The sequence below is a fragment of the Ruegeria sp. AA6 genome (assembly GCF_056542865.1).
The window spans coordinates 46,452-65,936 of the sequence record NZ_JBQGAN010000006.1; the positions used below are offsets into that span (position 1 = coordinate 46,452).

A 19,485-nucleotide genomic window follows, 5' to 3' on the forward strand; every position below is an offset into this window, starting at 1 on the left:
CGATGTCGGACAAAGATCGTATGAATGAATTGGCGCGGCAGTATCTTCGGGCCATCGAAAGCGGTAACGTGACCGAAATGTTGAACCTGTTCGCCGAGGGTGCAACCGCTACTTCCCCGGTCTCTGGCAAGCAACCCGCGCGGGATTTTTACACCAACGTCATGCGCATCACCCACGACAGGACGACGGTTCATAAAAACACTTTCTCCGACACATCAGGGGCGCCACAGATGGCGGTACATTTCGACTACACAAGGACCATCCGGGACGGGCATCCTGAAACGATCGAATGCGTTGACTTGTTCGAGCTGACCGAAGATCAAAGCTGCTTTAAATCGGTTCGGATCATCTATGACACCGCCCCAGTTCTTGTCGATTTTGGCGAGGCTTGAACCTTAATGCGCCACCCCCGATGGCCCGTGCTTCATGACATGCCATTGCCCATAGCTGTCGTTTAAATCCAACTTTATGGCCGCATCTGCCTTGGTCGAGGCGCTTCCGATCTCGGCCAGCGTGAATTCAATCCCACCGGGGATGTCGATCCGCACACGGTGCGGGCCACCGCCATGCGGAGCCTCAATTGGGCGACCCGTCGAGTTGAGCACATCACCGATGGACACCTTGGCCGTGCGCCCTTCCATATCCATTTCGAAATCAATCGGCAGGTATAGGGTATCGTGAACAGTTTCGCACATTGCGCGGAAAACGAACCAATGGGTGGCCATCTCTTCGGTCTCTTCCCCATGAAAGACCTTTTCCAACGCAGCCCGCTGAGCCTCGGATGCACTTGGGTCGATGATCACCTGCATCTCGCCGCCGCCTTCAAAGATCGGCCCCGGCCAGGCATAGATCAGCGCAGCCTTTGCTCCGGCAAGGTCCGTGTCTCCAAAATGGCCCTTTGACACTTCCAGAACCTCGAACCCGCGGCAATGACCCTGGGTTGGCAATTCCTCAAACTGACAGGGGCAGGCATAGCCGCAGTTGCAGTTCCCAAAAGCATCGCCCTCAACATACCAATCTGTAAATGCCATCGTCATCTCCTGTAATGCACAGTCTGATGCTCGATATTGCTGGTTGTCTGCCTGCAGTGGGTCTGCCTGCGCCACCCTAACACATTTCCGTCACTTCAAGAACCAAGGACCGGAAATCGCCAGCTCGTGGGGCTCCGTACGGCGGACAGGAGAGCTAAGTTTCCAAACGTCCCGCCTGCTTCATCTGGCTAAAAGTATCTTCGGGGGGAATCGCGCACGCGTGCGCGATGGGGGGCAGACAGCCCCCCTGACCCGGCCCCGTCTTACGACGGCGCCTTGGTCTTGCGCAGATAGGGGAAGATCGTCTCAAACTCGCCGAACCTCTCTTTCGCTTCGTCGTTCGAAACCGCAGGCGGGATGATCACATCCTCACCCGGCACCCAGTTGGCCGGAGTTGCAACCCCTTTGGACGACATCTGCAACCCGTCCAGCGCACGCAGAATCTCGGCAAAGTTACGTCCCACGGTCATCGGATAGGTCATTGACAGTTTCAACTGCTTGTCCGGCCCGATGATAAAGACCGACCGCACCGTGGCGCTGTCCGCCGGGGTGCGCCCATCGGGCAGGTAAGCCTCGGCAGGCAGCATGTCGAAGGCTTTCGACACAGCAAGCCCATCATCGGCGATGATTGGAAAGCCGGGGCTGGCGTTGCCATAGGCCTCGATGTCTTTCTTCCACTTCTTGTGGTCATCGACATTGTCTACGGACACACCAATCACTTTGGTGCCCCGCGCAGCCCATTCGTCATTCAACTGCGCCACGGCCGAAAACTCGGTCGTGCAAACGGGGGTGAAGTCCTTGGGGTGCGAGAACAGGATCGCCCAGCTGTCGCCGATCCAGTCGTGGAACTGAATGGTGCCCTGATCAGTTTCTGCCGTGAAGTTTGGAACAGTATCGTTGATGCGCAAACCCATGATGCATCTCCCTTCTTGTAAATACCCGAGTCGGTTGCCGTAAACCTAAACACTTTGCGCAATTGTTAAACTAGGAATACGAGCTAAAATAATTTGATCAAATTATTGCTTGCGACGTCCTAATCCCGGTGCCAGAGTGGCCGCGACACACCGATTTCGGGCAACTGGCTCAGGAGGATGCGCCATGATTGAAAACCGCGAATTCTACATCAACGGCCAATGGGTCGCCCCCTCGGCAGCCAATGACTTTTCCGTGATCAATCCCTCGACCGAGGAACCCTGCGCCGTAATCTCGCTGGGCGCGCAGGCCGATACCGATGCCGCCGTCGCCGCCGCCAAGGCCGCCCTGCCCGGCTGGATGGCTACTCCGGTCGCGGACCGCATCGCGTTGGTTGAGAAACTGGTCGAGATATACCAGACACGTTCCGAGGATCTGGCGCAGGCGATGTCACTTGAAATGGGCGCGCCGCTGGACCTGTCCCGCACGTCGCAATCTGGCGCAGGCATCTACCACCTCAAAAACTTCGTCCGCGCCGCCAAAGCGTTTCAGTTTGAACGCCCTCTGGGCGATCACGCCCCAAACGACCGGATCATCTATGAGGCCGTGGGCGTCGCCGCCCTGATCACGCCCTGGAACTGGCCGATGAACCAGATCACGCTCAAAGTCGGCGCTGCAGCGATTGCAGGTTGCACGATGGTCCTGAAACCGTCGGAACAAAGCCCGCTGAACGCGATGATCTTTGCCGAGATGATGGATGAGGCCGGCTTCCCGCCCGGCGTGTTCAATCTGGTGAATGGGGATGGCGTCGGTGTCGGCTCGCAACTGTCGGCGCACCCAGATGTGGATATGGTCAGCTTTACCGGCTCGACACGTGCAGGGACAGCGATTTCAAAAGCCGCGGCAGACACGTTGAAGAAAGTGCATCTGGAACTGGGCGGCAAAGGCGCCAATGTGATCTTTGCCGATGCGGATGAGAAGGCTGTCAAACGCGGCGTGCTGCACATGATGCAGAATACCGGCCAAAGCTGTAACGCCCCTAGCCGCATGTTGGTGCAGCGCCCGATCTATGATCAGGCGGTTGAAACGGCCGCCGAAGTGGCAAACATGGTCAAGGTCGGACCGGCACTGGAAGAAGGCCGTCATATCGGCCCGGTGGTGAATGAGGTGCAGTGGACCAAGATTCAGGACCTGATCCAGAAGGGCATTGATGAAGGCGCGCGTCTTGTTGCAGGCGGGACCGGTCGGCCCGAGGGTCTTAACAAGGGCTTTTACGTGCGTCCCACGGTCTTTGCTGATGCCAATAACCAGATGACCATCGCCCGCGAGGAAATCTTTGGTCCGGTCCTGACCATGATCCCCTTCGACACCGAGGACGAAGCGGTCGAGATCGCCAATGACACGCCCTATGGCCTGACCAACTATGTCCAGACCCAGGACGGTGCCCGCGCCAACCGCATGGCGCGGGTTCTGCGCTCGGGCATGGTTGAGATGAATGGGCAATCGCGCAGCGCGGGCTCTCCGTTCGGGGGGATGAAGCAGTCCGGCAACGGGCGCGAAGGCGGTGTATGGGGGATTGAGGACTTTTTGGAAGTCAAAGCCGTCGGCGGCTGGGCAGCGGAATAACGTGATCCAGTTGTGAGGCACCTGACGGTGCCTCGCTCTAAGTCTCAGGCATCCGCCTGAGCGGCCTCATAGGCCAGCATGGCGCGTTTCACCGGCAGCCCCCAATGGTAGCCGCCCAAACCGCCGGATTTACGCAATGCCCTGTGACAGGGGATCAACCAGCTAACCGGGTTGCGCCCGACCGCCGTGCCCACGGCCCGCACGGCCTGTGGCGACCCGACCCGCTCCGCGATCTCGGAGTAGGTGGTGACCTGACCCGAAGGGATGTGCATCAGCGCCTCCCACACTTTGATCTGCAGGGGTGAGCCGATCAGATAGAGTGGCGTCGGCTCCAGCCGATCACTGACCGATCCGAAGGCGCTTAGGACCCAGGGGCGCAAGCGCATTGGATCTTCGACGAACTCGCCCAAAGGCCAGCGCGAGAGCATGTCCTCCATCGCCTCTTCCTCGCCGGTCTCGGCACCGAAGGCCATGCCGCATATACCCTTGTCTGTGCCCATCACAAGTGCCGGGCCAAAGGGGCTTTCGAACCAGCCCCAATAGATCGTCAGACCAGCACCCTTGCGGGCGTATTCGCCGGGGCTCATGGATTCCCATTTCAAGAACAGATCGTGCAGGCGGCCGCTGCCAGACAGGCCAACGTTATGTGCCGTCTCCAGCGTGGTGAACCGTTCGCGCAGCAGCGCCTTGGCATGGCCCAACGTTAGATATTGCTGATAGCGCTTCGGCGATACACCAGTCCAACGCGAGAACAAGCGCTGGAAATGCGCGGGGCTCATGTCCATCTGGCGCGCCAGCTCCTCAAGGCTGAGGGTTTCGCCGCCCTGATCAATCAACTCGATCGCGCGCCGCATGACGTTGTAGTGATAACCGCTTTCGGGGGTCTGAACGTTCATGTTTCACCTCATGCTCAATTGCAGTGATCATAGTCTGAACAAACGGGAGTGAGCGACCCGAAACCTGCGCATTGGGGCAGATAAGGGCTGTGTGTTACGTTGGATCGGGTCAGGAGATCCGCACCATGCCCCCAATCGACTCGTTTCACCTATCCGATGCAGCAGCCCGCAATTATCAGGATCATTCCGTTCCGGCGATGTTTGCGCCGTTGGCAGAAGCGACCGTCAGCCGCCTTAACCTGCCAGAAAACGGGCACATAATTGATGTGGCTTGCGGCACCGGAGCGTTGACGCGCGTCTTGCTTGAGCATCTGCCCGGTAAGGGGCGAGTTGTTGGGGTTGATCTCAACCAGACTATGATCGACGTAGCGCATTCTCTGACAACGCCAACAAACCATGATGTTGAGTGGGTCGCGTCCGACGTGACCGACCTGCCGTTTGACGATCAGAGCTTTGATCTGGCCTGTATTCAGCAGGGGCTGCAGTTCTTCCCCGAAAAACCCGCAGCCCTTTTTGAGGTTTACCGTATTCTGAAAACTGGTGGCGCGCTCTGCCTGACATGCTGGCGGACCATTTCCCCCTTCAACGACGCATTGGCCGGCGCATAGACCACATTTGTCAGCGACAGTGCCGCGACGAAGGCCCGCGCCCCCTTTTCTTTCCGCGACGGAGATCTGATAACCTCACTGCTGCAAGAAGCCGGGTTTCGGATAGCCCAACATGGCGCGATCACGTTGCAACGCAGATTTGATGACTTACGCGCGCAGATCCTTGCCCTGCCGGTCGAAAAGGACATGAAAGGAAAAGGCGAAGCGGCAACCGATAAGGTCATTGAGGACGTCGCGATCCGACTGGCCCCCTATAAACAGGGTGATGCGTTCATCGTGCCGCAAGAGGCTCATTTCTTTTTAGCCGCACGCCCCTGATGCCCTTTACCACACGGTCGGCACACGGCATTAAGGCCCGGATGGCAAAACAACTCGGATATCACAAGATCCGCGAGATCTTTACCCGCTTTCAGGAGGCCGACCCGGAACCCAAGGGCGAGCTGGAGCATGTGAATGTCTACACTCTGGTCGTGGCCGTGGCCCTATCGGCGCAGGCAACAGATGCGGGTGTGAACAAGGCCACGCGCGCACTGTTCAAGATCGCAGATACGCCGCAAAAGATGCTGGATCTGGGCGAAGAGGGCCTGATCGAACACATCAAAACCATTGGCCTGTTCCGCCAAAAGGCGAAGAACGTCATCAAGCTCAGCCGCATACTGGTCGAGGACTACGACGGTGAGGTTCCAAATTCCCGTGCGGCGCTGCAATCGCTGCCGGGTGTGGGGCGCAAGACGGCCAACGTGGTGCTGAACATGTGGTGGCGGCAACCGGCGCAAGCGGTGGATACGCATATCTTTCGCGTCGGCAATCGCACCGGTATCTGCCCGGGCAAGGATGTGGACGCGGTTGAACGCGCTATCGAAGACAATATACCTGCGGACTTTCAACTCCATGCACATCACTGGCTGATCCTGCATGGCCGCTATCACTGCAAAGCGCGCAAACCGATGTGCGGCACCTGTATCATCCGCGATCTCTGCGAATTTGAGGACAAGAACCTATGAAGACCTACCAGCTTGTCGGCATCGGAAATGCCGTCGTGGACGTGATTTCCCAGGCCGATGACAGTTTCCTGGAACTGATGGGCATCGAGAAGGGCATCATGCAGTTGATCGAACAGGAACGCGGCGAGGTTCTTTATGCGTCGATGGAAGGTCGGGTGCAAACACCGGGCGGTTCGGTCGCAAACACTATCGCAGGCGCAGGCGCGCTGGGTCTGGATTCAGCATTCATCGGGCGCGTGCATGACGACGCCTTGGGCCGGTTTTACGCTGACGCAATGAACGAGGATGGGGTGGATTTCGTAAACCCGCCCGTGCCCGGAGGGGAACTGCCGACCTCACGCTCGATGATCTTTGTCTCGCCGGATGGTGAGCGGTCGATGAACACCTATCTGGGGATTTCCTCGGAACTGTCATCGCAGGACGTGTCTGATGACGTCGCCGGCAACAGCCAGATCATGTTCCTTGAGGGTTATCTGTTCGACAAGGAAAAGGGAAAGGCGGCATTTCTTGAAGCCGCGCGTGCCTGTCACAAGGGTGGCGGCAAGGCCGGGATCGCCATATCCGACCCGTTCTGCGTCGAACGCCACCGGGTCGATTTCCTGCTACTGATCGAGAACGAACTGGACTTCGTGATCGGCAACGAGGCCGAGATCAAGTCGCTGTTCGAAACCGATGATCTGGAAGAGGCGTTGAAGAAAACCTCTGAGATTTGTCCCTTGGTCGTCTGCACCCGTTCCGGCGATGGCGTGACCGTGTTGCATGAAGGTCAGCGCACAGATGTGCCGGTCGAAAAGGTGGTGCCAGTGGACGCGACCGGTGCTGGAGATCAGTTCGCCGCCGGGTTCCTGTTTGGCATGGCCACGGGTCGCGACTACGAGACCTGCGCCCGCATCGGCAATGTCTGTGCCCGCGAGGTCATCAGCCATATCGGCCCGCGCCCCGAGGCAAACATGCAGGAACTGCTGCGCTCCGAAGGGCTGCTCTGAGCCGGGTCGGCGCTGTTAAGAACCTGTCGCCGCATCGTTCAAAGCCCAGTCGTATTTGTATGCTTTCACACGCTGGGCGTTCTTCAATCGTGAACGAAGCTCGGGTTCGGCTGCCGTCTGGAGGTAAGTCAGAACGGCCTGCTCGTTCGGACCGAAATCTTCGCGGAACCAGATGTAGATTTTCGACAGGATCAAACCGCCGCGCGCGTCGAACCGAACCCCGCGCGGATCGTTGACATAGGCGTGTTCAGCGGCGGTGAGGTCTCGCTCCAGCGTTTCGGCCCGCCACGCGCGATCCAACAGGTTTGGGCAGCCCACAGCGGCGCAGTTCAGGGCGTAGTGGATACGCGGTTCGTTGAATGTGGGGCGGATGATGCGGTGCTCAATATCGTTCAGGCTTAGCGTTTCACCCGCCACCTGCACCAGAGGGCGGTTCCACGGGCCGATCGAAAGCGGCCCGTCTTTGATGTCGCGGATCGAGGTGGTGGGGTAGTTTTCCAGCACCACATCCACCGTCACCGCATTGTAGAGGTTGATCCAATACGCCAGTTGCTGATCGCGGGCCAACTGCGCCGGATCGACCGCCTGCAAATCGGCCAGATACCCGTCCAATTTCTTCCGATCGACCTGTGAGACCTGATCGTAAGCCACCCTGTTCACACCCTGCGCATCCGGCGCGACATAGCGGGACAGGAAGGCGCTCCACTCCCCGTGATCGACCCGTTTCCCTAGCGAAAGTGCATAAGTGGTCAGCGCCCGCCCCGGTAGGGCCTCGGGTGCGGGCAAAGCCAAACGTTCGACACTTGCACAAGCCGCCAGCAATAGCGGCAGCAAGAACAAGAGCTTTCTCATGACGCGTTCCTTTGGTTTTGACGCATGGCCCGCATCTGACCCTTGAGCCGTTTCAGCGGTGCCAGTGCCGGATCGCTGAGGTCGGGCAAATCGGGGCCGCCGGATAGGCGCGGCACGGCCGCGTTCCACCAGCTTGGCCCGGTCGGCCCGTCGATCCGATCAGGGCTGGCCAGATGCAGGTCGCGCTGGGCGTTATGCACGCACATCGAAAGGGGGCCGTTTGCTGTCGCCACCATGAACACGCAAGACGCACAGCGGTCATCCTCTAACGCATTTGCCGCCATGAAATTGTGGATGAACACTGCCTGCCGCCGGATCGGTCCGCGTAACAAGCCCGTTCCCAATCGCGCCACGCTCCACCCCAGTTGCCCCAGTGCGCGCAAGGCCAGAAAAGGTTGCCGCCGGATCATACGCCACAGCTTGGGGCGGATACGGATATGCGCATCATGATTGTCATCTACGCCTGCCAGCGCGGCAATCACCTGATGCACCAGACGTTGGTTCGACAGCAGCGACACCGCCCGTCCACCGGCGGTGACAACACTGGCGTATCGGTTGCATTTGGAATGCCCGACGGCTGCGGTGTCGAAATGCAGCGGCGCGCCATAACCCGCCTCGATCGCCCTTGCCACACTATCCTGCGTGATTGCATCAGGTCGTGCGCGCAGGACACCTCGCCCGGTATCGGCCTGCATCTGGAACGAAACAAACGCGACCTCGGGGCAGTCCCGCAAGAACCGCGCCAATCCAGACAATTCGTCGAAATTGCCTGCAAAGACCGTTGTGTTGAACAGTACCCGCAACCCTAGCCCTCGCGCCCGGCGGATGTAGCTTCTGCGTACAGTGTTCAGTTCGGCCTCGCTGCCGAACCCCTTCCGTTCCTGCGTCATGTCCACGTGAAAGGCCACATCGTCCAAACCCGCCGCCGCGAGCCGTGTCAGCATCGCCCGACTTGCGCGGATCCCATTTGTCATCAGGCAGGACCGCATCCCCAGCCGTTTAATCTCGCGGCACAGTGCCTCAAGGTCGTTAACCTTGCGCAGGGTGGGATCTCCGCCCGTCAACTGTACGGAAACCCCGGTGCCATAATGACTGCGGATCGTGGCAAGCCGCGCGATCAGAACCGAAAGCGGTGGATCATACGTCATCTCGGCCCGGTCCGAGAGATAACACAGCGTGCAATCCAGATTGCAGCGCTGGGTGACCTCAAGCGCGACGCAAGCGATAGGATAGAACCGACCGGCAGTCTGACCCGCCCCATATTCACCGCAGCGTTGTAGCCCGCGGCGCAAAGGCGCACGGCGGTCTGTTCCGCGAAGCTGCGTCCGGCGGGAGCAATGGCGGGGTGGCGTCGCGCAACGTCATTCATACCCGCCAAGCTAGAGAGGGCTGAGACTTGCGGCCACGCCCGCTCACGCCAACGTGCGGGGTGGTGATCGCGCTACAACGCCTTAATCAACTGCTACATGGTTAGATCTTTTACGCGTTCCGGTGTCAGAAACTCATCGCGGCGATCCTGAAAGGCCCGCAAAGCGTTTTGCTCGAGGCGGCGCAACTCAGGGTCTTGCAGCCATTCGGAAACAAGCGCATCCACCGCGTCTATATGATCCAAAATTCCAACATCCTGAACTTCGTTCCTGTTGTGACGCCAATAGAACTTTGAATTTAATAGGTACTTGCCGTGACTCCAGGCCATCCCATCGCCACGATCATTCTTCATCAAAAACACGTCCAAAGACCGCACTGCATAGTGTTGAATGCAGGCCACGTCCCAAGTCAGATGATGGATCGGCAGTCGATACCTGGCCTGCTTGGCGTGATGGACTGCAACACTCCTGATCTTTGTCCCGGCTGAATTGACGCACAAAACCTCGGACGTCCGAGGAGTCTTCGGCATGTGGTCTGTTGCATATGTGAATTTGCCGGGCCGAAACATCGATTTATGACCAGCAGTATGTCTACGAAGGCGCCTCTGACAAAGCAAAAACGTGCGCAAGACGCTCCCGCCTCGCCAGAACCGGTGCCCCGCATTGCCGAAAGGTCGCCACATCAGGGCGATGTTATCTGCATGACCGCAGACGTTCAAAAGATCCTGCACGCGTCCTTCGCCAACCGACACTCTCAGGAATTCGTCTGCATCAATGTGCAACAACCAGTCCGTTTGCGCCATCTGAGGAAGCGCCATGACGGTCTTCAAACCTTTCAGCTGTGGCCGCTCATCGGGGTTCAGGGTCTGGTCGAAATGATACACAACACCCTGTTCGTGCAGCCGCTGCAAAATCAGGTCGGTTCCGTCCGTACAGTCGTTTGTGACCACATAAATATCATCGAAGCCAATGGCTTTGTGATACGCAACCCATTCAAGAACGAAAGGCCCTTCGTTCTTCATGCATGAGACAACGGCGACTCTCACGAAATCTGCCCCTGTTGCTGCCCTCTCATTATCCGAGCGTTCATATCCAGACCCGACCAGACTGCGTTGCCAATGATTTCAAAGTCAAATTACCCAAGTTGCGACCGGAATGCCGCGATCACCTGTTCATAAACCGCGCGCTTGAATGGCACGATCTCGTCGATCAGACGATCCAGGGACTGCCACTTCCATTGGGTGAATTCCGGGTGATCCGTTTCGATATTGATCTGATCGTCGCGGCCGGTGAAGCGCAGCAGAAACCACTTCTGCTCTTGCCCGCGATAGCGGCCCTTCCAGATCTTGGGCACGATGTCATGCGGCAGATCATAGGGCAGCCAGCCATCGGTCTCGGCCACCATCTCGACCAGATCAGCGGTCACACCGGTTTCTTCCCACAGTTCGCGCAAGGCCGCATCACGGGGGGATTCGCCCTTGTCTACGCCGCCCTGAGGCATTTGCCACGCGTCCTTGTGGCGGTCATTGCGCTGACCCACGAAAATCTTGCCCTCGGCGTTCATCATCATAAGTCCCACGCAGGGGCGATAGGGCAGTTTGGCGATTTCTTCGGGTGTCATGCGCGGCCTCATGGGGTTGTTAGGGCAACCTCTAACAAGCGCCGCCATCTCCGCAAAGGGGGTGACGTTAGGTTTCGCGTGACAAAGCTTACGCTCACGTCAATCTAGCTCGCACATTCGGGAGGGAGAGTTTCGCCATGACTGCGTACCCAAACATGCTGGCCCCATTGGACCTGGGCTTTACCACGCTAAAGAACCGCGTGCTCATGGGCTCGATGCATACCGGGTTGGAAGAGACCGGCGATTGGAACCGGGTGGCCGAGTTCTATGCGGATCGCGCACGAGGCGGCGTGGCGCTGATGGTGACGGGCGGGATAGGTCCGAACCTCGAAGGCTCGGTGTTGCCCGGGGCGGCGATGATGACCACCGACAAGGATGTGGCGAATCATTCCATCGTGACCGACCGCGTGCATCAGGCGGGCGGCAAGATCGCGATGCAGATCCTGCATGCAGGGCGCTATGCCTATGGTCCAAAATGCGTGGCACCCAGCCCGGTGAAGTCTCCGATCTCGCCCTTCCCACCGCATGAGCTGGATGAGGACGGGATCGAGAAACAGATCAGCGACATCGTCAACGCGGCTGTCCTCGCCCAGAAGGCGGGCTATGACGGCGTCGAGATCATGGGGTCCGAGGGGTATTTCCTGAACCAGTTCATAGTGACCCACACCAACAAGCGCGAAGATCGTTGGGGCGGGTCCTATGAGAACCGGATGCGCCTACCGATCGAGGTTGTGCGCCGCACGCGCGAGGCTGTCGGCACCGATTTCATCATCATCTACCGCCTGTCGATGATCGATCTGGTGCCCAATGGCTCGACTCATGATGAGGTCGTGGAACTGGCACAACGGATCGAACAAGCCGGGGCCACGATCATCAACACCGGCATCGGCTGGCATGAGGCCCGGATTCCGACGATTGCCACTTCCGTTCCGCGCGCGGCCTTTGCCTGGGTGACCAAAAAGCTGATGGGCAAGGTAGATATCCCGGTGATCACTTCGAACCGGATCAACACGCCCGAAGTCGCCGAAGAAGTACTGTCGACCGGCTGCGCTGACATGGTCTCGCTGGCGCGACCGATGCTTGCGGATGCGAATTTCGTGAACAAGGCGATGGCCGGTCAGTCCGCCCAGATCGCGCCCTGTATCGCCTGCAACCAAGCCTGTCTGGACCATACATTCAGCGGCAAGCTGACCTCGTGTCTGGTAAATCCGCGCGCCTGTAACGAAACAGAACTGGTTATCGGCAAAGCCGAAGCGCCTAAGTCCGTGGCCATCGTTGGCGCAGGTCCTGCAGGACTATCCACCGCCGTGACCGCCGCCCAGCGCGGCCATAACGTGACCCTATTTGACCGCGCCGCAGAGATCGGCGGCCAATTGAACATGGCCAAACAGGTACCGGGGAAAGAGGAGTTCTGGGGGCTCGTCGACTGGTACCGCACCATGATGGTCGATCTGGGTGTGAAGGTAGAGTTGAACCGCGAGGTGAATGCCGATGACCTGACCGGCTTTGACGAGGTGGTCATCGCCACCGGCGTCACCCCCCGCGATCCGCAGATTCCGGGGCAGGATCGGGACAATGTCCTCAGCTATATCGACGTGTTGCGCAATAAGGCCGAGGTGGGTGCATCCGCCGCTGTCGTCGGCGCGGGCGGCATCGGCTTTGACGTGTCCGAATATCTGGTCGAGGAAGGCCACAGCCCGACAACCGACCTTCCCGCATGGATGAAAGAGTGGGGCGTCACAGACCCCGAAGAACATCGCTCGGGCCTGGCACCCGAAGGTCCGAACCCCGAGGCACCCAAGCGTCAGGTTACTCTGCTTCAGCGCAAGAAACAGGCGCATGGCAAAGGGCTGGGCAAGACCACCGGCTGGATTCACCGCACGACGCTGAAGATGAAAGGCGTCAATTTCGTGGGCGGCGTGAATTATGAACGCATCGACGACGAGGGCCTACATATCAGCTTTGGTGAAGAGCGCGCCGATCCAACGGTGATCGACGCTGACACGATAGTTCTGTGTTCCGGGCAAGTGTCCGATCGCAGCCTTGCCGATGCCCTGATCGAGCGTGGCATCGCCCCGCACGTAATCGGCGGCGCGGACGTGGCGGCGGAACTGGACGCGAAACGGGCGATTAATCAGGGGACACGGTTGGCGGCTGCCCTCTGATCACTCAGAGAGCGCCAGCTTGACGCCCAGCGCCCCGAACGCTGTCGCGAAACACCGTTTGATCCAGGCCATCACTGATGGTCGGCGAATGACGTAGTCCCGCGCAAGCGCTGCGCAGGCGCCGTAGGCAACAAAGACCACAAAGGTCATTGCCATAAAGGCAGCAGCCAGCTTGACCAATTCCAAACCGGCGTTCGCCGTACCCGCTGGCAGAAACTGGGGTAGAAAGGCCAGAAAAAACAAGGACAGTTTGGGGTTCAGAACATTGATCAACGTCCCAGTCACCGCGATCTTGAGGTGACCTACTGAGGATTTCTCGGCGTTGACTTCCATGGCACCGCCGTCCTTGACGATCCCCCAAGCCATATAGAACAGGTAAAGGACACCCAGATACTTGATGATCTGAAACGCCAGCGCACTGGTATGCAAAAGGGCGGCAAGCCCGATGATACTGGCCAGAGCGGCCGGTACGATCCCCAACGTACATCCCGCTGCCGCAGCAAGGCTGGCGCGAAACCCACGCCCCAGACCAACGGCCAGTGTGTAGATCACGCCTGTTCCGGGCAATAAAACAACAATCAAGGATGTCAGAAAGAACTCCAGCGACATATCGGCCTCCTGCTTGGACCTACAGAGTTTCCGACCTTCAGATTGTTGTAAACTGGTTTCGTGGGCGATTTCGGTGGCTACTCTACCGTAATCGTAATCACCTCGGACACGATCGGCGGGTTGTGCGGCACGTGGCCCGCGTCGCCCAGCACCAGTTGCAGCGTGTGTTCGCCGGGGGCAAGGTCCAGCGTTACCTCGGTTTGGCCGCCGCCGAAATGCATGTGGTTGTCGTCGGCGGGCAGCCCATAGGCCAACTCATCCGCGCCATCTTCACCCTCTCCCAATGGCGGGCGGTCGATCAGCAAGTGGTGGTGGCCGGTGTTTTCCTTCTCGGTGCCGGCGGGGGCCACGCCCATGCCGCTGAGTCCGAAGACCACGGTTACGGGTGATTTTATGGTGTCACCGTCGGACAGGGTCACAAAATAGACTTTCGCCTCAGGGTTGGACGGGGTCTCTCCGCCAGCCAGTGCAAGGTTGGCCGAGATGAAAAATGCGGCAAGGGTGAAAAAGGGTTTCATGATCTCCTCCGTGGTCACAAATTTGCCATGCTCATCCTAGCATATCCGCACTGAACGCCGTGAAAATCCCTTCTGTTTTGGGTTGTGGCGCGGTTGGAAACCACTGTTTCCGCGTTTCCCAAGCAAAAACGATCCCAATTAAATCCCCGATATTATCCCATACCCGCCCAGTTTCCGCCCAGATTGACGCCAATAGTGAGACAATGAATAGAAGACCTGGGGTACGAGAATGGACAGACTAACCGAAATGGAAGCCTTCGCCAACGTGGTGGACCAGGGTGGCTTCACCGACGCGGCGAAAAAGATGGGCATCTCCAAATCGGCCGTATCTAAGCACGTATCGAGCCTTGAGGCGCGATTGGGTGCACGGCTGCTAAACCGCACGACCCGGCGCGTTTCGCCGACGGAAATCGGGCTGGCCTACTATGACCGCGCCCGCCGTGTCCTGAACGACGCGGGCGAAGCCGATGCGCTGGTGACTTCGATGCAATCGGCACCATCCGGACTGCTGAGAATCAGTGTTGCCACGGATTTTGGTGTGAATCATCTGTCTCCGGTCCTGTCCGAATTTCTGTCTGCCTACCCGGACATCACCGTGAACATGGTGCTGAACAACCGCTATGTGGAGCTGATCTCGGAAGGGTTCGACGTGGCCGTGCGTATCGGCGAGTTGGAAGACAGTACGCTGCGCGCACGCAAACTGACCGAGACTGTCAAACGGATGGTCGCCGCGCCCAGTTATGTCGAAAAATTCGGACGTCCGCAGAAGATCGACGATCTGAACGAACACAAGCTGCTGCATTACTCAAGCCAGTCTTCTGGAAACGTCTGGCGGCTGACCGCACCATCGGGTGAAAAACGTCAGGTTCGCACCGCTGGCTGGTTGAGCGTCAATGACGGGCAATCGCTGCTGAATGCGGCCATATCGGGGTTGGGGATCGCGTATCTGCCCAGCTACCTGTACGCCGACGCGCTGAAATCCGGCGCGGTGCTGGATGCGATGCCATCGCTGCCGGACGAAGTGCAGGGTATCTATGCAGTTTACCCACCGGGACGTTTCACTCAGCCCAAAGTGCGCGCTTTCATCGATTTTTTGGTAGAGTCTTTTTCGGACAAAGGACTGATGGACTGGGCAGGCTCGTAGAACGCGGCACATCCCGGTGAGCACGCCCAAAGTCGGGCTTACTTGATGGACCTTTGCAGGATCGCGTGTTCACCTTTGAAACGGAACGGTGCAACGCTGGGAGCTCTATGTTTCCACACTTACTGGTGTGCCTCGGATCGACGGCCACAGGCGTCGCTCCCTATTTCTAATGATGGGTTAAGCGGGCCTCGTCACCAGAAGAAGACACCCTGAATTGGAGCTCAGCAACCGTCGGCCACAATGGGCTGGCCAAAAGGACGTGTATGTCTGGTCGCGTCGCTAAAGAAAGCACTTCCGTCGGCGAAAAATTCCCAAGTGACCACAGTTTGTCTTCCTTTCGTCAACAAACTGACGCTTTTTACGGGAATACTACAAACAATTGGGAAAATATCCCTCGGTGAACCTCGCAGGCCCACGCAATAGCGTGGGCTTTTTTTCAAATCAGAATCTTTCCACCCAAGGGCGCAAGGTCAGTTCGTCGCTCCAGGCAGATCGGTCTTGATTCACCAGATGCATGTATTCCCACGCGATGGCGTCCGGGTCCAACATGCTGTCGGGGTTGTCCTTGGCCTCAATACGTTCCTCGCTCGCTGCGTTGCGGATGCCACCGTCGATATTGATCCAGGCGACGTGAATGCCTTTGGGGTGCAATTCCCGCGACATGGATTGCGCCAAGCCGCGTTGGGCGAACTTGCCCATAGCAAAAGGCGCCGAAAGCGGAAAGCCTTTGACCCCTGCAGAGGCACCTGTGAACAGGATCGTCCCGCGCCGATTGTTATACATTGGTTGATCCAGCATGCGTCGGGCGGCAGCTTGACCCAACAGGAATGCACCATGGGCGGTTACCTCAACTGCTTTGCGGACGGTTTCGGGATCCAGCTCGGTGATCGAACCGCGTTGACGGGCCGAGGGGTTGTAACACGCAACGCGCAGTTCACCCGGCAAATCAGCAACAAGTGCCGCCATGCCCTTGGCGTCGGTCCCGTCCAACTGATGCAGATTTGCGCCCGTTTCCGCCGCCAATGTCCCTAAGTCCGACACATCCCGCGCGGCCAGATGCACTGCGTATCCATCCCGCGCCAGCGCCCGTGCAAACGAAGCCGACAGGCCCGCCCCCGCGCCAATGATCAATGCCTGCGGGGAATGCGTCTGGTCGGCCATTTCGGGCTCCTTTCGTTGCGATTGTTTACATGACCTACGTCACCGCGATCAATTGACCAGCAGAACCGCCTCAACCCGACGGTTCAAGTCGCGACCTTCCGGCGTTGCGTTCGAAGTCATCGGGGCAAGATAGCCTATGCCGCGGGCCTCAAGCCGGTTTGCGGCCACCCCGTGTGCTTCAATCAGCCGAACGCGCACAGCTTGCGCACGGCCAGTACTGACCGAGATATTGGCATCCAGAGCACCGGTGTCATCCGTATGCCCCACAAGCGCCAATCGCGTACCTGGGTTATCGGCCAGATAGGCTGCGATCTGGGCCAGCGATGCGAACGGTCCTTCGCCCAGCGTGATCTCTCCGGTGCGGAAGTGCAGGTCATCTAGAATGACGTGTCCGTTTTGGGTCAAAGCCGCCAAAAGACCTCCCGCCGGCTTGACCGTCTCTTCGATCACCAATGGTGGCGGAGTTTCAGCTGCAACCGGAGTGACACGGATCATCTGCAAATAGCCGCTTGGCGGGTTGCGGCTGACCAGCAGGGTCAGCACATCATCCCCGCGTGTGGCCGACAGAAATCGGTAATCCTGAATTGCGACATACATGTCGGGCGTTGGCACCACCTCGGTCGCAAATCGAAAATCGAACCCGCCGCAGGCGCGGGCTTCGCATTCAAACAGAACCTCATAGCCCTGTGTGACGATCTGCTCGCGCAGCGGTGCCAGAAGTTGCAGCGTGGTGCTGGACCCCGACTGCACGCGCCAAGTGATCCGCTCGACCCGCCCTTCGACCTGACGAACCGGCAAGTTGCCATCGGCAAAGGGTCCGGTGGGCAAATCGTAGCTGTCCAGCGGGCTAATCCGATCGCTGATCTGGCGCGAACCGGTGGGCAAGGTCAGGTCCTGTGCGGCAAGCGGTCCCGCCAACAACAATAGGATCAGAGAGAGTGTTCGGATCATCGGGCCTGTGCGTGATAGTCGTCGTTCGGGGTCATTGCCGTCGCACTGGCAACCCGGTTCGACATGTTGAAAAAGCCGGTGACATTGGCAATGTCCCAGATGTCGCGGTCGGTAAAGCCCGCATCGCGCAGACGCTGGCGATCGGGTTCTTCGATTTCGGCGCTGGCCGTGGTCATCTTGGCGGCGAAATCCAGCATTGCGCGTTGGCGCGGGTCCAAAGGCGCCACGCGGTAGTTCATCACCAACATTTCACCCAACTGCGGATCACAGGACAATTGACGCACAGCCGCGCCGTGCGCCACCAGGCAATAGAAGCATTTATTGATCGACGATACGACCACGGCAATCATCTCACGTTCAAGTTTGCTCAAGCCGCTGTCGCCCAGCATCAGGTCGTTATACATTGCCGTGAACGCGTTTAGTTTATCAATATCAAACGCATAGGCGCGCAAGACATTCGGGACAAAGCCCAGCTTTTCCACGCAGATATCAAAGTATTTCTGCGTCTCGGGCGGCAGCGGCTCGGCCATCGGCAGGTTCAGCGCGGTGGGCAATGTCTGGTCGGTCACGTCAGGCTCTCTCGTTAAACAAGCTGACGGTAGTGGTATTCTCCGACAATCTCCATCCCAAGCGCGCGATAAAGACCATTGGCCCCATCATTGGCCTTGGTGCAGATCACACTGAGCGTTTCTGCCCCATTGTCTTTCGCCCAGAAGGCCGCCGCGCGCATGGCCCAACTGCCCATACCATGACGGCGGTGATGGGGCAGAATCTCCAATGCGTGGACCATGGCAACCTTGTCCAGCATTGCGACAAAACCAGTACCGGCGGGCTGATCGTTGCAGCGCAACAGCAGCCCGGTCTTTGGGCCGGCTGCACGTTCCATAACTGCAACCCGCGCAGAACCGATGCCGCCTTGCGTCCAGATTTCCCGCATGATCGCCAAAGGCCCCCATGTTTGGAACACGGTCACCCGAGGAATCGCAAGGTCAGTCAGGTGATCAATCGGGCAGGCGTAGATGTTGACCGGGTCCAGAATCTCATATCCGCGCGTCGCAAGCTGAGCGTCAAGTGCCTCATCCCACGGACGCAGGCAAAACAGGCGCTTTTGCCCCATCGACTGCATCGCTGCTTCGGCGGCGTCGATATCAGCCTCGGTAGCCGCGCCCAGCGCGCTCGCAGCGGACACACGCGAACCTCCGCCTTGCCCTTGCCGCAGCTGGAACGGCCCCAACCGCTCATAGCGCGCGGCGGGCCAGGTCCCATCAACAACGTCTGGCCAGTTGATGTTCACAGACCCAGCTCTTTCGCCAAGCGCGTGACGGCGGCATCAATCCGCGCCCCGTCGGTGCCGCGGATCACCACGTTCGAGCCGAAAGCCCCGTTGATCTGGAACGGATAGCTGCCGATGGAAAGATCCGAAAAATCTGCGGCCAGCGCAGAGAGCGGACCTGCGATATCGCCCTCCCCCCGATCCACGCGCAAGGTTTGCGACAACAGAGGGCTGCCACCGATCAGGCTGGGCAATACGCTTGCGACCATCGCCTGAAAGACTAAGGGAACTCCGGCCATCACATGCACGTTTTCAATGGTGAACCCCGGCGCGGTCGAGACCGGATTGTCGATCAGCGCCGCCCCATCCGGGATACGTGCCATACGCAGGCGGGCCGCGTTCAGCTCTTGCCCAGACTTGTCATAACGGGCCTGCAGCAGCGCACGTGCGTCGTCGCGAATGCCGATGGGGGTGTTGAAAGCACGGGCGATGCAGTCGGCAGTGATATCGTCATGGGTCGGGCCGATCCCGCCGCTGGTGAAAACGTTGTCGTAAATGTCAGACAATGCCTTGACCGCAGCCTCAATCGCGGGCGCATCGTCATTGACGATCCGCACCTCTTTCAGGTCGATACCGTGTTTGGTCAGTTCTCCGGCCAGGAAATGCATATTCGCATCGCGGGTGCGGCCCGAGAGGATCTCATCCCCGATCACCAGCATTGCAGCGGTTGGATTGGCCATGGCGCGTGCCCCCTCTTGATC

The 19,485-nt window shown here is 58.8% G+C and carries 22 protein-coding genes; 8 read left to right on the top strand and 14 right to left on the bottom strand.

Translation table 11 applies throughout. From position 1 onward, the window contains the following. Window positions 1–2: 2 nt before the first annotated feature. A complete protein-coding gene (locus ACR0LN_RS09955) occupies window positions 3–392 on the top strand; it encodes a nuclear transport factor 2 family protein (protein ID WP_480429446.1) in 390 nt (129 codons plus the stop codon). A gap of 3 nt (window positions 393–395) precedes the next feature. Here the strand turns inward: ACR0LN_RS09955 and ACR0LN_RS09960 are convergent, their stop codons facing one another. Both ACR0LN_RS09960 and ACR0LN_RS09965 read right to left on the bottom strand, forming a co-directional pair. Beyond that, window positions 396–1,031 carry a DUF1326 domain-containing protein gene (locus tag ACR0LN_RS09960; protein WP_480429448.1) on the bottom strand — a complete coding sequence of 212 codons (636 nt, stop codon included), beginning with the start codon at window positions 1,029–1,031 and terminating at the stop codon, window positions 396–398. A gap of 263 nt (window positions 1,032–1,294) precedes the next feature. Next, a complete protein-coding gene (locus ACR0LN_RS09965; RefSeq protein WP_480429450.1) occupies window positions 1,295–1,945 on the bottom strand; it encodes a peroxiredoxin in 651 nt (216 codons plus the stop codon). 184 nt (window positions 1,946–2,129) lie between these two features. Between ACR0LN_RS09965 and ACR0LN_RS09970 the strand changes: the two genes are divergently transcribed. Then, window positions 2,130–3,569 carry an aldehyde dehydrogenase family protein gene (locus ACR0LN_RS09970; protein WP_480429451.1) on the top strand — a complete coding sequence of 480 codons (1,440 nt, stop codon included), beginning with the start codon at window positions 2,130–2,132 and terminating at the stop codon, window positions 3,567–3,569. A 44-nt stretch (window positions 3,570–3,613) separates the two neighbouring features. On the opposite strand, the gene ACR0LN_RS09975 is transcribed toward ACR0LN_RS09970, so the two are convergent. Continuing rightward, the gene (locus tag ACR0LN_RS09975; RefSeq protein WP_480429453.1) at window positions 3,614–4,465 is read right to left on the bottom strand and encodes a methylated-DNA--[protein]-cysteine S-methyltransferase; all 852 of its coding nucleotides are present in this window, start codon (window positions 4,463–4,465) and stop codon (window positions 3,614–3,616) included. Between the two features lie 125 nt (window positions 4,466–4,590). On the opposite strand from ACR0LN_RS09975, the gene ACR0LN_RS09980 reads away from it, so the two are divergent. The 4 genes from ACR0LN_RS09980 (at window position 4,591) to ACR0LN_RS09995 (ending at window position 7,063) form a co-directional block, all read left to right on the top strand. Continuing rightward, window positions 4,591–5,073 (top strand): class I SAM-dependent methyltransferase, encoded by a 483-nt coding sequence (locus ACR0LN_RS09980; protein ID WP_480429455.1) that lies wholly within the window; start codon window positions 4,591–4,593, stop codon window positions 5,071–5,073. Between the two features lie 126 nt (window positions 5,074–5,199). Next, window positions 5,200–5,391: a hypothetical protein gene (locus ACR0LN_RS09985; protein ID WP_480429460.1), complete on the top strand. Its 192-nt coding sequence runs from the start codon at window positions 5,200–5,202 to the stop codon at window positions 5,389–5,391. A gap of 41 nt (window positions 5,392–5,432) precedes the next feature. Continuing rightward, the gene (gene nth / locus ACR0LN_RS09990; RefSeq protein WP_480429462.1) at window positions 5,433–6,077 is read left to right on the top strand and encodes an endonuclease III; all 645 of its coding nucleotides are present in this window, start codon (window positions 5,433–5,435) and stop codon (window positions 6,075–6,077) included. Beyond that, window positions 6,074–7,063, top strand: a complete 990-nt coding sequence (locus ACR0LN_RS09995) for an adenosine kinase (RefSeq protein WP_480429463.1) — start codon at window positions 6,074–6,076, stop codon at window positions 7,061–7,063. The genes nth and ACR0LN_RS09995 overlap by 4 nt, the downstream gene beginning before the upstream one ends. Window positions 7,064–7,078: 15 nt before the next feature. On the opposite strand, the gene ACR0LN_RS10000 is transcribed toward ACR0LN_RS09995, so the two are convergent. From ACR0LN_RS10000 to ACR0LN_RS10015, 4 genes are all read right to left on the bottom strand, one after another. Continuing rightward, on the bottom strand, window positions 7,079–7,915 hold the full coding sequence (locus ACR0LN_RS10000) for a DUF547 domain-containing protein (protein WP_480429464.1): 837 nt from the start codon (window positions 7,913–7,915) through the stop codon (window positions 7,079–7,081). Further along, window positions 7,912–9,207, bottom strand: coding sequence for a radical SAM protein (locus tag ACR0LN_RS10005; RefSeq protein ID WP_480429466.1), 1,296 nt, complete (start codon window positions 9,205–9,207; stop codon window positions 7,912–7,914). Before ACR0LN_RS10005 ends, ACR0LN_RS10000 begins: the two co-directional genes overlap by 4 nt. Window positions 9,208–9,377: 170 nt before the next feature. Then, entirely contained in the window at window positions 9,378–10,328 is a 951-nt protein-coding gene (locus ACR0LN_RS10010) for a glycosyltransferase family 2 protein (protein ID WP_480429467.1), read from the bottom strand. A gap of 89 nt (window positions 10,329–10,417) precedes the next feature. Beyond that, window positions 10,418–10,903: an RNA pyrophosphohydrolase gene (locus ACR0LN_RS10015; RefSeq protein WP_480429468.1), complete on the bottom strand. Its 486-nt coding sequence runs from the start codon at window positions 10,901–10,903 to the stop codon at window positions 10,418–10,420. A 137-nt stretch (window positions 10,904–11,040) separates the two neighbouring features. Here ACR0LN_RS10015 and ACR0LN_RS10020 point away from each other — a divergent pair, with 137 nt between their 5' ends. Continuing rightward, entirely contained in the window at window positions 11,041–13,068 is a 2,028-nt protein-coding gene (locus ACR0LN_RS10020; protein ID WP_480429469.1) for an FAD-dependent oxidoreductase, read from the top strand. Here the strand turns inward: ACR0LN_RS10020 and ACR0LN_RS10025 are convergent, their stop codons facing one another. Both ACR0LN_RS10025 and ACR0LN_RS10030 read right to left on the bottom strand, forming a co-directional pair. After that, entirely contained in the window at window positions 13,069–13,677 is a 609-nt protein-coding gene (locus ACR0LN_RS10025) for a LysE family translocator (RefSeq protein ID WP_480429471.1), read from the bottom strand. 77 nt (window positions 13,678–13,754) lie between these two features. Beyond that, window positions 13,755–14,195, bottom strand: coding sequence for a DUF4399 domain-containing protein (locus ACR0LN_RS10030; RefSeq protein WP_480429472.1), 441 nt, complete (start codon window positions 14,193–14,195; stop codon window positions 13,755–13,757). A gap of 229 nt (window positions 14,196–14,424) precedes the next feature. On the opposite strand from ACR0LN_RS10030, the gene ACR0LN_RS10035 reads away from it, so the two are divergent. Continuing rightward, entirely contained in the window at window positions 14,425–15,339 is a 915-nt protein-coding gene (locus ACR0LN_RS10035) for a LysR family transcriptional regulator (protein ID WP_480429473.1), read from the top strand. 441 nt (window positions 15,340–15,780) lie between these two features. Here the strand turns inward: ACR0LN_RS10035 and ACR0LN_RS10040 are convergent, their stop codons facing one another. From ACR0LN_RS10040 to ACR0LN_RS10060, 5 genes are read right to left on the bottom strand one after another with little or no spacing between them, the layout of a single operon-like run. Further along, entirely contained in the window at window positions 15,781–16,500 is a 720-nt protein-coding gene (locus ACR0LN_RS10040) for an SDR family NAD(P)-dependent oxidoreductase (RefSeq protein WP_480429474.1), read from the bottom strand. 48 nt (window positions 16,501–16,548) lie between these two features. Then, window positions 16,549–17,451 carry an OmpA family protein gene (locus ACR0LN_RS10045; protein ID WP_480429475.1) on the bottom strand — a complete coding sequence of 301 codons (903 nt, stop codon included), beginning with the start codon at window positions 17,449–17,451 and terminating at the stop codon, window positions 16,549–16,551. Continuing rightward, window positions 17,448–17,981 (bottom strand): peroxidase-related enzyme, encoded by a 534-nt coding sequence (locus ACR0LN_RS10050; RefSeq protein WP_480429684.1) that lies wholly within the window; start codon window positions 17,979–17,981, stop codon window positions 17,448–17,450. Before ACR0LN_RS10050 ends, ACR0LN_RS10045 begins: the two co-directional genes overlap by 4 nt. 53 nt (window positions 17,982–18,034) lie before the next feature. Beyond that, entirely contained in the window at window positions 18,035–18,745 is a 711-nt protein-coding gene (locus ACR0LN_RS10055; protein WP_480429476.1) for a GNAT family N-acetyltransferase, read from the bottom strand. Then, entirely contained in the window at window positions 18,742–19,464 is a 723-nt protein-coding gene (locus ACR0LN_RS10060; protein WP_480429477.1) for a competence/damage-inducible protein A, read from the bottom strand. The genes ACR0LN_RS10055 and ACR0LN_RS10060 overlap by 4 nt, the downstream gene beginning before the upstream one ends. Between the last annotated feature and the right edge of the window lie 21 nt (window positions 19,465–19,485).

Coding starts and splice junctions, on each gene's coding strand:
- nth (WP_480429462.1), top strand. CDS start 5,433: ATGGCAAAACAACTCGGATATCACAAGATCCGCGAGATCTTTACCCGC.
- ACR0LN_RS10045 (WP_480429475.1), bottom strand. CDS start 17,451: ATGATCCGAACACTCTCTCTGATCCTATTGTTGTTGGCGGGACCGCTT.
- ACR0LN_RS10050 (WP_480429684.1), bottom strand. CDS start 17,981: ATGGCCGAGCCGCTGCCGCCCGAGACGCAGAAATACTTTGATATCTGC.
- ACR0LN_RS10025 (WP_480429471.1), bottom strand. CDS start 13,677: ATGTCGCTGGAGTTCTTTCTGACATCCTTGATTGTTGTTTTATTGCCC.
- ACR0LN_RS09980 (WP_480429455.1), top strand. CDS start 4,591: ATGCCCCCAATCGACTCGTTTCACCTATCCGATGCAGCAGCCCGCAAT.
- ACR0LN_RS09995 (WP_480429463.1), top strand. CDS start 6,074: ATGAAGACCTACCAGCTTGTCGGCATCGGAAATGCCGTCGTGGACGTG.
- ACR0LN_RS09970 (WP_480429451.1), top strand. CDS start 2,130: ATGATTGAAAACCGCGAATTCTACATCAACGGCCAATGGGTCGCCCCC.
- ACR0LN_RS10020 (WP_480429469.1), top strand. CDS start 11,041: ATGACTGCGTACCCAAACATGCTGGCCCCATTGGACCTGGGCTTTACC.
- ACR0LN_RS09955 (WP_480429446.1), top strand. CDS start 3: ATGTCGGACAAAGATCGTATGAATGAATTGGCGCGGCAGTATCTTCGG.
- ACR0LN_RS09975 (WP_480429453.1), bottom strand. CDS start 4,465: ATGAACGTTCAGACCCCCGAAAGCGGTTATCACTACAACGTCATGCGG.
- ACR0LN_RS10040 (WP_480429474.1), bottom strand. CDS start 16,500: ATGGCCGACCAGACGCATTCCCCGCAGGCATTGATCATTGGCGCGGGG.
- ACR0LN_RS10000 (WP_480429464.1), bottom strand. CDS start 7,915: ATGAGAAAGCTCTTGTTCTTGCTGCCGCTATTGCTGGCGGCTTGTGCA.
- ACR0LN_RS10015 (WP_480429468.1), bottom strand. CDS start 10,903: ATGACACCCGAAGAAATCGCCAAACTGCCCTATCGCCCCTGCGTGGGA.
- ACR0LN_RS09965 (WP_480429450.1), bottom strand. CDS start 1,945: ATGGGTTTGCGCATCAACGATACTGTTCCAAACTTCACGGCAGAAACT.
- ACR0LN_RS10030 (WP_480429472.1), bottom strand. CDS start 14,195: ATGAAACCCTTTTTCACCCTTGCCGCATTTTTCATCTCGGCCAACCTT.
- ACR0LN_RS09960 (WP_480429448.1), bottom strand. CDS start 1,031: ATGGCATTTACAGATTGGTATGTTGAGGGCGATGCTTTTGGGAACTGC.
- ACR0LN_RS10035 (WP_480429473.1), top strand. CDS start 14,425: ATGGACAGACTAACCGAAATGGAAGCCTTCGCCAACGTGGTGGACCAG.
- ACR0LN_RS10060 (WP_480429477.1), bottom strand. CDS start 19,464: ATGGCCAATCCAACCGCTGCAATGCTGGTGATCGGGGATGAGATCCTC.